At 61.8% G+C, this 13490-nt stretch carries 10 protein-coding genes; 9 read left to right on the forward strand and 1 reads right to left on the reverse strand.

Features of this window, described 5'->3' with window-relative positions; all coding sequences use genetic code 11:
* Positions 1-759: 759 nt before the first annotated feature.
* Positions 760-987, reverse strand: coding sequence for a hypothetical protein (locus tag FBZ89_RS31800; protein WP_246173060.1), 228 nt, complete (start codon positions 985-987; stop codon positions 760-762).
* On the opposite strand from FBZ89_RS31800, the gene FBZ89_RS30105 reads away from it, so the two are divergent.
* From FBZ89_RS30105 to FBZ89_RS30145, 9 genes are all read left to right on the forward strand, one after another.
* Positions 919-3012: a type I secretion system permease/ATPase gene (locus FBZ89_RS30105; RefSeq protein WP_246173054.1), complete on the forward strand. Its 2094-nt coding sequence runs from the start codon at positions 919-921 to the stop codon at positions 3010-3012. The genes FBZ89_RS31800 and FBZ89_RS30105 overlap by 69 nt on opposite strands.
* A complete protein-coding gene (locus tag FBZ89_RS30110) occupies positions 2999-4459 on the forward strand; it encodes an HlyD family type I secretion periplasmic adaptor subunit (protein ID WP_211115420.1) in 1461 nt (486 codons plus the stop codon). Before FBZ89_RS30105 ends, FBZ89_RS30110 begins: the two co-directional genes overlap by 14 nt.
* A complete protein-coding gene (locus tag FBZ89_RS30115) occupies positions 4456-4908 on the forward strand; it encodes a DUF4431 domain-containing protein (protein ID WP_145754747.1) in 453 nt (150 codons plus the stop codon). The genes FBZ89_RS30110 and FBZ89_RS30115 overlap by 4 nt, the downstream gene beginning before the upstream one ends.
* A 972-nt stretch (positions 4909-5880) precedes the next feature.
* Complete coding sequence (locus FBZ89_RS30120; RefSeq protein ID WP_145754748.1) at positions 5881-7365, forward strand: matrixin family metalloprotease; 1485 nt, start codon at positions 5881-5883, stop codon at positions 7363-7365.
* Between the two features lie 69 nt (positions 7366-7434).
* Complete coding sequence (locus tag FBZ89_RS30125) at positions 7435-9075, forward strand: matrixin family metalloprotease (protein WP_145754750.1); 1641 nt, start codon at positions 7435-7437, stop codon at positions 9073-9075.
* Between the two features lie 61 nt (positions 9076-9136).
* Positions 9137-9952, forward strand: a complete 816-nt coding sequence (locus FBZ89_RS30130; protein WP_145754752.1) for a sulfotransferase family protein — start codon at positions 9137-9139, stop codon at positions 9950-9952.
* Positions 9953-10097: 145 nt separating this feature from the next.
* On the forward strand, positions 10098-11390 hold the full coding sequence (locus FBZ89_RS30135) for an alpha/beta hydrolase family protein (protein ID WP_281292059.1): 1293 nt from the start codon (positions 10098-10100) through the stop codon (positions 11388-11390).
* 323 nt (positions 11391-11713) lie between these two features.
* Positions 11714-12784: a site-specific integrase gene (locus FBZ89_RS31805; RefSeq protein WP_145754755.1), complete on the forward strand. Its 1071-nt coding sequence runs from the start codon at positions 11714-11716 to the stop codon at positions 12782-12784.
* A gap of 225 nt (positions 12785-13009) precedes the next feature.
* Positions 13010-13321 (forward strand): LysR substrate-binding domain-containing protein, encoded by a 312-nt coding sequence (locus FBZ89_RS30145; RefSeq protein ID WP_281292060.1) that lies wholly within the window; start codon positions 13010-13012, stop codon positions 13319-13321.
* Positions 13322-13490 lie beyond the last annotated feature (169 nt).

Raw genomic sequence — 13490 nt, forward strand, 5'->3', positions numbered from 1 at the left:
ATATGAGGCCTGACACACGACCGATAGAACTCCTCGTCGCAGCCAATGCGATGCCAGAGGTTTCTTCTTGCTTAACCGGGGGCATCCACACACGCTCCGGGATTGTCGGAGGCAGTTTGGTTTGAGTCACGCGGCCAGTGCTGTTTCATCCAGCGTGGCGTGGAAGTGTGCCTCGGCTTCGGCTGGCGGGATGTGGCCGATGGGCGCCGGGATCCGCCCGGTCAGATTTTGCTGGCACGTCAGAATGTTGGATCTCATTTGGCCGGGGCCTGCTTCGGTGCTGATTCACCACTCTCTCTGCCCTCTATGGGCATAGAAGGGATTGATCATGGGGCTGACAAACAGGTCGGGCAGCCGGTTGATGGCGACCACCGCGAAAACAAACAACCCGGTCCGAAAAGTGACAGCGGGTGTCGGCGCACCATGATCCGCCGCCGGTCGCTCCTTAACGTCCTTTTGCGCCGTACCAGCAAACGCCCCGCCCCGCCTTGGCGCCTGCACAAAGGCGATGATTCTATGAAAATTTCCCACAGCAACGCACTACTACCGTAGTATTTCTCGAACCAATTCCGATTCGTGCGCGATATGGCTGGCCGTAGTGCAATAAAAGGCGCTACTAAGCGACGAAATTTTTTGGAATGAAGAATGTCAACTGCGCAAGCTGAAGCAGGACCCGCGACATGATGACGCGAATTGTCGATGTACGAAGCGTTATTCTGACATTTCCCGTTAATGGAGATTAAAGGCATATATGCGACTTTATTTTAGTTGCCGCACCGCGATTGGACACCACAGCCTCATGGCGTTTGCAATTTTAGAGACGCATTGGCAGCCATGCAGCACGCTGAAATAGGCATAGAGGCTTCGGAGGGTAGCGGCGCAAAAGCCGAGACCCAGGGCGATGCCAGCCTGCAGGCCCTGGTCGCGCTCCTGGCCCTCAATGGGCTGCCGGCCGACAGCGCCCAGTTGCGCCATGAGGCCGGGCATCAAGAGCGCCTATCCCCCGCCGATTTAATTCGATTGGCCCGACGCAGGGAGCTGCGCGCCAAAGAAGTGACAGTGGCGTGGGACCGTGTTGCGATGATCGCCCTGCCAGCCATTGCCGTGCTGAAGGATGGTTCCTGCGCCTTACTGGTCCGGGCGGCGGCCGACCGTATCTTGATGGTGGATCCGGACTCTGGCCGCCCCACCGTGTTGGGGCGGGCGGAGTTCGAAGTGCGCTGGACGGGGCGGCTGATCCTGGCCACCAAACGCCTGGGGCTCAGCGATCTGGGCCGGCGCTTCGACCTGGGATGGTTCCTGTCGGCCATGCACAAGTATCGCCGCCTATTGGGCGAGGTGCTGGTGGCATCCCTTTTCTTGCAAATCTTTGCCCTGGTCTCGCCGCTGTTTTTCCAGGTGGTGGTGGACAAGGTGCTGGTGCACCGGGGCATCAGCACCTTGGACGTGCTGGTCATCGGCCTGGTGGTGGTCTCCTGCTTCGAAAGCCTGCTCAGCGTCCTGCGTACCCACGTCTTTTCCCACACCACCAACCGCATCGACGTGGAACTGGGGGCGCGGCTGTTCCGCCACCTCATGGCTCTGCCGCTGGCCTATTTCGCCAACCGCCGCGTGGGCGACAGTGTGGCTCGGGTGCGGGAGTTGGAGAACATCCGCAACTTCCTCACCGGCTCGGCCCTGACGCTGGTGGTGGACTTGGTGTTCACCGTCGTCTTCCTTGCCGTCATGCTGGCCTACTCGCCTCTGCTAACCCTGGTGGTGGCGCTGTCGTTGCCACTCTATGCCATCATCAGCGCCGGTGTCGGCCCGCTTTTCCGCCGCCGGCTGGAAGAGAAGTTCCGCCGTGGATCGGAAAACCAGGCCTTCCTGGTGGAGGCGGTCGGGGGGGCGGAAACGGTCAAGGCCATGGCGGTGGAGCCGCAGCTGCAGCGCCGCTGGGAAAACCAATTGGCGGAATACGTGCATGCCGCCTTCCGCGTCACCAGTCTGGGCAACGTCGCCAGCCAGTCCATCCAGCTGATCTCCAAACTGGTCTCAGCCGCCATCCTGTACTTCGGCGCCGGCGCCGTCATGGCCGGCAAGATGACGGTGGGCGAGCTGGTGGCCTTCAACATGCTGGCCGGCCGTGTCAGCCAGCCGGTGCTGCGCCTGGCCCAGGTGTGGCAGGACTTCCACCAAGCGCGGCTGTCGGTGGAACGGCTGGGCGATATCCTGAACACCCCGACGGAACCGCAAGCATCGCCGGGCCAAGCGGCCCTGCCCGGCATCAAGGGCGAGGTGGTGTTCGACCATGTCCGCTTCCGCTACCGCCCCGACACACCGGCCATGCTGGAAGACCTGTCCCTGACAGTGGCGGCAGGGCAGAGCATCGGCATCGTCGGCCCCTCCGGCTCGGGCAAGAGCACGCTGACCAAGCTGCTTCAGCGGCTGTATGTGCCGGAGGCCGGCCGGGTGCTGGTGGACGGCGTGGACATCGCGCAGATCGACGCCTCCTGGCTACGGCGGCAAATCGGCGTGGTGCTGCAGGAGAACGTGCTGCTGGCCGGCACCATCCGCGAGAACATCGCCCTGGCCGATCCGGCGATGCCGCTGGACAAGGTGATGCGGGCCGCCCGGATGGCCGGCGCCCATGACTTCATCCTGGGCCTGCCGCAGGGCTACGACACCGTGGTGGGCGAACGCGGCGCCAGCCTGTCGGGCGGACAGCGCCAGCGGGTGGCCATCGCCCGCGCCCTGGTCACCGACCCGCGGATCCTGATCTTCGACGAGGCCACCAGCGCACTGGACTATGAGAGCGAGCGCGTGGTGCAGGAGAACCTGGCGGAGATGTGCCGTGGACGCACCGTGTTCATCGTCGCCCACCGGCTGTCGGCCGTACGCCATTGCGACCGCATCGTGACCTTGGAGAAGGGCCGGCTGGTCGAGGCCGGCAGCCATGAGGAGCTGGTGCGCGCCGGTGGGCGCTACGCCATGCTGCATCGCCTGCAGGGAGGTCTCCATGGCGTGGGTTGACGGCATCCGGGGGCTGAAGACCGGCCGTGGCGGCGCCATGCCCCGGCGCCGGGGCGATGAGGTGGCCTTCCTGCCGGCGGCGCTGGAGATCATGGAGACGCCGGCCTCGCCCGTGGGGCGCGCCATCGGCGGCACCATCATCGCCTTCTTCACCCTGGGCCTGGGGTGGAGCTGGCTGGGCCATATCGACATCATCGCCACGGCCTCCGGCCGCATCGTGCCCGCTGGCCGGGTGAAGGTGGTGCAGCCCCTGGAGTCCGGCATCGTCACCGCCATCAATGTGCAGGATGGCGACCATGTGACGGCGGGCCAGGCCCTGATCCAGTTGGACAGCACGACCACCACCGCCGACCGCGACCGCGTGGCGGCGGACTTGGCGCAGGCGCGACTGGACGTGGCCCGCCTGACGGCCTTGCGCGCCGGCATCGCCGGCCAGCCGGTGGCCGCCGCGTTCGCCGCGCCCGCTGACGCAGCACCAATCTTAGTGGAGCGCGCCCGCGCCGCCACCCTGGCGCAGGAGGCGGCACAGCGGGCCAAGGTAGCGGCCCTGGACCAGCAGATCGCCCAGAAGAGGGCGGAAGCGGAGGAAGTGGCGGTGACCACCGCCAAGCTCACCGCCTCCATCCAACTGCTGGACCAGCAGGTCGAGATGCGGCGCAAGCTGATGGAGATGGAATACGGCAACAAGCTTAGTTTCCTGGAAACCCAGCAGAAGCTGGTGGAAAGCCAGCATGAGCTGACGGCCCAGAAGCAGCGGGCTGAGGAAGCCAACGCAGCTCGTCTGGCGCTGGAGGGACAGCGTGCCCAGGCGGTGTCGGACTACGGCCATCAGGTGCTGGAGGATCTGGCCGCCGCCAGCCAGAAGGTGGCGGAGCACAGCCAGGACCTGATCAAGGCCGACCAGCGCCTGGGCCAGCAGACGCTGACGGCGCCGGTGAGCGGCACGGTGCAGCAGTTGGCCGCCCATACCGTGGGCGGCGTGGTGACGCCGGCGCAGTCGCTGCTGGTCGTGGTGCCGGACGACGTGCCCCTGGTGGTGGAGGCCAACATCGACAACAAGGACATCGGCTTCGTTCATCGGGGGCAGGACGTGGAGATGAAGATCGAAACCTTCACCTTCACCCGCTATGGCCTGGTGCGCGGCCACGTGCTCGACGTCAGCCGCGACGCCGTGACACCGGAGCGCGACACGGCCGGCGGAAGTGCAGCCCAGCGCGCGGGAGGTGATCCGGAGGCCGGTGCCAGGGACCATCCGCCCAGTGCCACCCCCACTTATTTGGCCCACATCGCCCTGGACCGCACCACCCTGATGGTTGATGGCCATGAAGAGGCGCTGACCACCGGTATGGCGGTGACAGCGGAGATCAAGACCGGGCGACGACGGGTAATCGATTACTTGCTGTCACCGCTGGGTGAGTATGTGCATGACGGGATGAAGGAGAGATGAATATGTTCTTAGAAAATGCCAATGCCCTCAAAAAAATGGAGATTTTCGTGCGAAATAGTTGGGCCATACCGATTCTTTTTTTTAGTTTTATTTCTGAACCTACGGTAGCGGCCGAATGTCTGCCATACGAGCCTGCCTTAGTTGTTTTACATGGTAAAATTGAGTCCAGCGAGAGTTATGGCTCTCCCGGCTACGGAGAGAATCCCGAAAAGGATGCTACCGAGTCATACTACTTCATTAAATTAGTAGAACCTATTTGCACACAAGGCAGTTCTGACGATCCAGAAAATCAACAAAGCGAAGATGACATTGATGAAATACAAATTATTTGGAACAATGCCGGTAAATTCAAAGGAGAAAATGTCAATATATCCGGAACATTATTTCATCAAATAACCGGCCATCACCACACGAAAGTACTTATTAATGTTAGGGAATTAAGAAAGTAAATCTTTTTAATTACTCATAAATATCCGCATTTGGATATTTGTAGTTTTTGGAAACACAAACCAAAGAGGAAAATTATGACTAACTACTCCAGCGCACTTCAAGGTGATGGAACCACTAGAATATTCATAAATACAACTGGAGGCTTCGACATTTATAGCGGCGGAACGAGAGCCGGTCGAAATTTTAATCCTGGCAATATTATGGATGGAACATTTGCGGCTCAACATGGGGCGATTGGCCAAGATAATCAAGGTTTTGCAATTTTTCCAGATTATCAGACAGGATTTAATGCCCTTGTCAGCCTCCTCAGTACTTCAAGTGTCCAATCCAGAACAATTAATGATGAAATTGCCCGATACGCCCCTCCATCTGAGAATAATACGGCAAATTATCAACAAACAATAAGCAATGCTCTTGGAGTTTCCGGAAATACTATTATAGGCAGCCTATCACAATCCCAAATTGTATCAATGGCAAACACAATTCAGCAAGTAGAAGGCTATCAGCAAGGATCAATTCAATCACAAGACATATTTGCGGCAGCATCGTCGACGTTCTCAAATCAAAATTCTCGAGGATTTTCTGCAAATGACCTGACAGACCCTAGTGTCGGTCTATTCTCACAAGGAAATGACGATTCCGTGGATCAAGGACTGCAGCCAATAGTTGTAACCGCATGGTCGCAATCTGGATCCGTATTGGGACAAACAACAGTATATGGATCACTGTTTGGCGATACCGGATATAGAGAAGTATTGAACATCAACGGCTCAAATAATACCGTTTACCTAACGAAAGATTCGAATCTTGAAGCACTGATTAATGGAACTGGAGATACGGTTAACTCAAATGGCGGCAATACCATTAACTTAGCGCTCGGATCTCAGGCTGTTGTTAGCGGCTCCGGAAACACTATCACGGAAAACGGCAACAACACAGTTTGGGTTTACGGCAATAACAATACCGACAACATGGCGGCGAACAGCGGCGCCATTGGCGTGTTCTACGGCTCGAACGACACGGCGAACGCCTCGCACGATCTGGTCAATGTCGGCGCCAATTCCTCCGTCACAGTCAACGGCAACGGCGACAGTGTTGGTTTAATCGGCTCCAATGTGTCGGTGAACACGTCCGACAATACCGTCAACATGGTCTCCAACGTCACCGGAGCTGGGATTAACGGCAACAACAACGACATCAACGCCAGCGCTGGGTTCAGCGGCAACGTCTCGGGGTCTCACGACACCGTCAACCTTGACCCGAATGGCGGCGACTATCTCGGCATCTACGGCACGGACCAGAAGGTCAACAACGACACCGGCAACGATTACGCCAATGTGGCCGGCGACGGCACCTCTGTGGACTTCACCGGTAGCGGCAACAACTTCGGCGTGGTCAGCAACAACGACGATGTCACCGCTTCACACGACAACATCAACCTGTTGTCGGGTATCTCCGGCGATAACTTCGACGGCAACTACGACACATTCAACGCCGGCTCCAACGACAACATCGATGTCGATGGCTCCAACGATCACATCAACGGCAATTCCTCCGACGATGTCGACTTCACGGGCGGCAACTACAGCGGCGACGGCACCTCGGGTGGCGTCGATGATGAGGATGGCGGTGGCTGGACCGGCGGTGGTGGCTTCTACGGCTACTACGGCGGTTACGGCTTCGCCGGCAAGGCCGCCACGGTGAAGGCGGCGGTGGGCAAGGACATCGGCGCCATCGCCTCCTATGACCTGGCCAACAGCAACCAGGCGGGCGCCACGGCGGCCGAGGCCGGGCTGAAGCAGGCGGCGTCCATCGCCAACGGCACCGCCACCGACGGCACCGGCAGCGCCGTGCTGGAAGGCGCCAAGTGGGACAGCCAGGTCGTCACCTGGAGCGCCGGTGCCGGCGTGGATGAGGCGGCGGCGCTCCAGGCCTTCGCCAGTTGGGCCCAGGCCACCGGCCTGACCTTCCAGGAGGTCAGTGATCCGTCCAAGGCCAACATCCAGATCGATGCGGCCGATCTGGGCACCGACACCACCGGCATCGTCGGCTACACTACTTACGCCGCCAAGGATGGGGCCCTGGCCCACGCCACGGTACGAGTGGAGAGCACCGACCAGACGGCCCTGGTGACCAACGCCAACGGTCAACAGGTCTATGCCGGCACGGACGCCACGCTGTCGCAAACCCTGCTGCATGAGATCGGCCACGCCCTGGGCTTCGCCGACACCAGCGACCAGGCCTCGGTCATGTACTACGCTCTGGGCGCCAACAACAGCGCCCTGGACACGACCGACGTCAGCGGCGGCACCAGCCTCTATGGCGGCACCACCAACCTGGCCCAGTTGACCCAGGCCACCGCCGGCTTCGACAGCAGCGGTTCCTCTGCCTCCTCCCTGGTCGCCGCCAACGACGACGCTCAAGCCTCGACCCTCCTGGCCGCCAGCGGCCACTGACGCCAACACCAACAGCCGGCGCCCCCAAAGGGACGCCGGCATGGCGCAACTCTGGATGAGAGACTGAATATGGACGTAAGTGGCAATGCCGGCACGGTGTCCGTGTCAAACCAGACGATCAATGTGGCCGCTGGCTCCAGCGTGGTGATCAGCGGGAGCGGGAACACAATTTATGAGGCCGGCAACTCAACCATTTGGGTCTACGGCAATAACAACACCGACAACATGGCGGCAAACAGCGGCGCCATTGCCGTGTTCTACGGTTCGAACGACACGGCGAACGCTTCGCACGATCTGGTCAATGTCGGTGCCAATTCCTCCGTCACGGTCAACGGAAACGGCGACAGTGTCGGTTTGATCGGATCCAATGTGTTGGTGAACACGTCCGACAATACCGTCAACATGGTCTCCAACGTCACCGGGGCCGGGATTAACGGCAACAACAACGACATCAACGCCAGCGCTGGGTTCAGCGGCAACGTCTCGGGGTCCCACGACACCGTCAACCTTGACCCCAATGGCGGCGATTATCTCGGCATCTACGGCACGGACCAGAAGGTCAACAACGACACCGGCAACGACTACGCCAACGTGGCCGGGGACGGTACGTCGGTGGACTTCACCGGTAGCGGCAACAACTTCGGCGTGGTCAGCAACAACGACGACATCACCGCTTCACACGACAACATCAACCTGTTGTCGGGTATCTCCGGCGACGACATCGACGGCAGCTACGACACCATCAATGCCGGTTCCAACGACAATATCGATGTTGACGGCAGCTACGATAGCGTCTTGGGCAACACCTCGGACAATGTCGACTTCTCCGGCGGGGATTACGCCGGCGACGGCACCTCAGGTGGTGCCGGCGATGAGGATGGCGGCGGCTGGACCGGCGGTGGTGGCTTCTACGGCTACTACGGCGGCTACGGCTTCGCCGGCAATGCCGCCACGGTGAAGGCGGCGGTGGGCAAGGACATTGGGGCCATAGCGTCCTACGACCTGGCCAACAGCAACCAGGCGGGCGCCACGGCGGCCGAGGCTGGGCTGAAGCAGGCGGCCGTCATCGCCAACGGCACCGCCACCGACGGCACCGGCAGCGCCGTGCTGGAGGGCGCCAAGTGGGACAGCCAGGTCGTCACCTGGAGCGCCGGCGCCGGCGTGGATGAGGCGGCGGCCGCCCAGGCCTTCGCCAGCTGGGCCCAGGCCACCGGCCTGACCTTCCAGGAGGTCAGCGATCCGTCCAAGGCCAACATCCAGATCGATGCGGCCGATCTGGGCACCGACACCACCGGCATCGTCGGCTACACCACTTACGCCGCCAGGGATGGGGCCCTGGCCCACGCCACGGTGCGGGTGGAGAGCACCGACCAGACGGCCCTGGTGACCAACGCCAACGGTCAACAGGTCTATGCCGGCACGGACGCCACGCTGTCGCAAACCCTGCTGCACGAGATCGGCCACGCCCTGGGCTTCGCCGACACCAGCGACCAGGCCTCGGTCATGTACTACGCCCTGGGTGCCAACAACCGGTCCCTGGACACGACCGACATCAGCGGCGGCACCAGCCTCTATGGCGGCGCCACCAACCTGGCCCAACTGACCCAGGCGACCGCCGCCTTCGACAGCAGCGGCTCCTCGGTCTCCTCCCTGGTCGCCGCCAACGACGACGCCCAGACCTCCACCCTCCTGGCCGCCAGCGGCCACTGACGCCAACACCAACGGCCGGCGCCCCTCAGGGACGCCGGCCCCTTTGGCCACGATGGTTCCCATGACTCACACAGTACACGCCATCTCGGGCTTGCCCCGCGCCGGCTCCACGCTGCTGTCCGCCCTGCTGCGGCAGAACCCCCGGTTCCACGCGGCTATGACCAGCCCTGTCGCCATGCTCTGCGGGACCCTTCATACAAAAATGGTGGGCGGCGAGTTTGGCGTGTTCTTCGACGACAACCGCCGAGCCGCGATGCTGCGGGGCGTGTTCAATTCCTATTACGCCGATGTTCCCGCAGGCAGCACGGTGTTCGACACCAACCGCACCTGGACAGGTCGCGCGGCGGTGTTGGGCGAACTCTACCCCGATAGCCGCATCATCTGCTGTGTGCGCGACGTCAGCTGGATCATCGACAGCATTGAGCACATGCTGAACAAGAACCCGCTGCAACTGTCCCGCGTGTTCAATTTCCAGCCCGGCGCCTCGGTCTACGCGCGGGTGGACACCTTGATGAACTCCGACAGCGGCCTGATCGGCCTGGCCTGGAGCACCTTGCGGGAGGCCTGGTTCGGCAACCAGGCCCAACGTCTGATTGTTGTGCCCTACGACCATCTGGTCAAGGCGCCGGAGCGCACGCTGTCCCGCCTCTATGAAGCCCTGGGGGAAGCGCCCTTCCCTCATGACTTCCAAAACGTGGTTTATGACGAGCCGGACTATGACGCCCTGCTGGGTATGCCCGGCCTGCACAAGGTCCGGGAAAGGGTGGAATACCGGGAGCGGAAAACCTGCCTGCCACCCGACCTCTTCGCCAAGTACAACAGCGCCAATTTCTGGACAAAGCCGGAGCTCAACCCCAATGGCGTGCGCGTCATATAGCATGAGGAACCTGGGAAACATTCCCGTCGCCTTGATCGCGGTTCTTATCGCCAGCTTTCTTGCTGGGGCCGGTAATGCCGCGCATGCCATGGACGCCGGGGATCCGCGCCCCTTGCCGCCGGCCCCGTGGCACGAGCAAGTCCTCATGGCGCCCGGCGATCCGGAGCGGCCGGCGCAATTGCAGGTGACCTTGCTGCTGCCGGAGGGTCCAGGGCCCTTTCCCTTGGCCATCATGAACCATGGCTCCGCGAAGCGACACCAGTCTCCGAGGGACATGCCGCGCTACAGCGCTTCCTTCGCCGCGTATTATTTCTTGTCCCGGGGATATGCGGTGCTACTGCCCATGATGCGGGGCTTCGCCGGTTCCGAGGGGCGGCTTCAGACACATGGCTGCAATCTGGCGGGAACAGCGATGGAGGATGCGAAGGACATCCTGGCCGCCGCGGTCACCTTGGCGGACAACCAAGCCATCGATCTTCACCGTATCGTCGTCGCTGGCCAGAGTTTCGGCGGTTGGAACAGCCTGGCGTTCGCGGCCTTCAACCCGCCGGGCGTCAAGGCGGTGATCAACTTCGCCGGCGGGATGGTGGAGGGGGATTGCGACCGCGGTCGCGACGCCTTGGCCAAGGGCGCGGCACAGTTGGGTGGCCTGACCCACATTCCCAGCCTTTGGTTTTACGGTGACAATGACAGCCTGTTTCCGCCCGCCACTTGGCGCCTGATGCATGACCGTTACACCGAGGCCGGCGGCAATGCCCGGCTTGTGGATGTCGGCACCTTCATGGACGACTCCCACCAACTGCTGAGCTACACGGAGGGTCTGGCGATCTGGGTGCCCCAGGTTGACGCCTTCCTGGCGGAACAGGGGCTGCCCAGCCAGAACCTGCATCCGGAGTACCTGCCCACGCCATTCCCGCCCGCCAGCGGGTATGCCGCCGCCGCCGACGTGGACGCGGTGCCCTACCTGAACGACAAGGGGCGCGAGCTTTACCGGCAATTCCTGGCGAAGCCAAAGCCCCGCGCCTTCATCATGGCGCCGCACGGCTTTTCCGGGGCCTTTGACCAGGGATTCGACCCAATCGCCCGGGGGCTCGATGCATGCCGGAAGGTGACGGAGGGGTGCCAACTTTATGCGGTGGACAACGATGTCGTCTGGACACGTCCGACACCGTCGCCCGCCCCCAGCGGCTTTGCCGCCATCAGCGATTCAGCGGCCGTGCCCTATCTCGACGATCGCGGGCGCGAGGGCTATGCGCGGTACACCACGCTGCACCGTTCCAAGGCGTTCGTCATCGCGCCGGATGGCGGATGGTACTTCTCCAGCGGCACCTTGGATCCCCTCGCCCAGGCATTGAACGGATGCGCGGAAAAGCATCAGGGATGCCGCCTCTACGCGGTTGATGGTGATGTCGTCTGGGTGAAGCAGGCTATGAACTGATCTTCGGTTGCCCATGGGTATTCCGCCTGAGCCCCGCAGAACGGCCGCCAGGAGAACTCTGGCCTGAATAGTAGTCGAATAAAGACCGTTCCACCTTGGTTCGCGTCGGGAGATTTACGTTGGGCCGCCGATGTGGCACCTTCCGGTGGCACACGCCGTTACGGCTAAATCCAGCGTTGATTGCGCGAACGACCTCAACATCTTGTGGCCCAATTGGCGAAACCTCCCCTAGGGGACGCCACACTTCCAGCCCTTTAGCTGGATTTTGCGGGACAATTTGGGGACACTGGCTTCGCGGAACACGGCGAAGAAGTGCCTCGGCCATGGCCACCATCCTCCCTCGGACGAATCGCGAAGGCCAGGTCATCGGCTACCAGGCCAAGGTCCGCCGTGTCGGCCACAAGCCCGTCTCCAAGACTTTCGAGAAGCGCCGCGACGCCGAACGTTGGGCCAAGTCCATCGAGACCGATATGGACCGGCGCGTCTTCCAGGATTACAGCCAGGCCGACGAGACCACCCTGGGCGCCCTCCTCCGCCGCTACCGCGAAGCCATCACCCCGAAGAAGCGGGGTGCGGAGCAGGAAGCCGGCCACTTCCAGGTGATCGAGGACGACGAGATCTGCCTGCGCCGCCTCAGCGGCCTCAGCCCGCAGGACATCGCGAGCTTCCGCGACCGCATGCTGGCCGCCGACTATGCCCCCGCCACCGTCGTGCGCCGCATGAACCTCATCGCCACCGCCATCGCGCACGGACGCCGGGAATGGAGCATCCATATGCCGTCCAATCCGGCTGAAGCCAAGTTGACCGCCCGCCCCAAGGGCGCGGATCGCAAGCGTGAGCGCCGCCTGGTCCCCGAGCGGGCCGAGATCATCCCCGCATTCGACCCCGACCAACAGATCGCCATCGAGATGCATGTCCGCGTGCCCGGTGAAGAGGAGCGGCTGATCGCCGGCCTGGCAGCGCACAAGCATGGCTGCTGGCTCGTCCCCATGGCCCAGGTCGCCCTGGAGACCGCGGCCCGCCAGGGCGAAATCTGCGCCCTCACCTGGGAAGACATCGACCTGAAGAAACGGGTCATGACGGTGCGCGGACTCTCCGGCGACGGCTCCAAGAACGGCGAGGTCCGACGGGTGCCGCTCTCCACCGCCGCCATCGCCGCCCATAGTGCATCCCTCCATTCTTGTGAGGTCATTGCACCATCAATCCCTGGGACCGAACACCTAGGCATCAAGGATCTCACCTTCCACGACCTCAGGCACGAGGCCACCAGCCGCCTCGCGAAAATCTATCCCAACCCCTTGGAGCTGATGCGGATCACCGGCCACAAGTCGCTGGCCACGCTGGCACGGTACTATCACGCCGACGCCGAGGAGCTGGCGCAACGGCTGGCGTGAGCCGATGCCGCCTCCAGATGATGGAAGACGTAAAACGGCTGTTTTCCCGAGGAAAACGAGCGTTTTTCTGGCGAGAATGGGCGTTTTTAAGAATTGTACGGACACGCGAGTTGGAGCGCTTAGCCCAGGTACGGCGGTCACCCACTGGCGCAGATAGACCTCATAGGGACTGATCAACGCCTTATCCCGGTGTCATCCAATCCGGAAGCAGCCCAGTTGGTGGGTGTGCCCCATAATAAGTCCCCGGCGCTGCGCGCCGTGACCGACGCCTATGGGGCGCGGATCGGCGTCGACCTGACGCCGGATCACTATGTGGACAACCTGTCGATGGCGATGTCCCTGGTCGCGTCCACCCGCGGCATCGCGCTGATGCCGCTCTACGCCCGCAACTTGCTGCCGCCGACGGTCATCAGCAGGTCCTTGGCAGGCGCGCCGCCGACCATCGACCTGTCACTGGGTTATAACGCGGCTAACACATCACCGTTGCTGAAAACGATCGTGTCGCGGATTGGGGATCTCAAGTTCGCCAATCGTTAAAGACGCCTTGGGTCTAGTCATTTTTCCCGTAAGCAGTTTCCATAACATTTGGTTGCGCCAGTTCAGCTCTCTGAGCTTAGGGACTGTTGATAAATAAATGAATCAATGATTTTTTGCGGTTTGGGGATTCTCCGGCTGACACGGAGCTTATAGAATCGCCGGATGATTG

Origin of the sequence: Nitrospirillum amazonense, assembly GCF_007828045.1 — a bacterium.
Classification (GTDB): domain Bacteria; phylum Pseudomonadota; class Alphaproteobacteria; order Azospirillales; family Azospirillaceae; genus Nitrospirillum; species Nitrospirillum amazonense_C.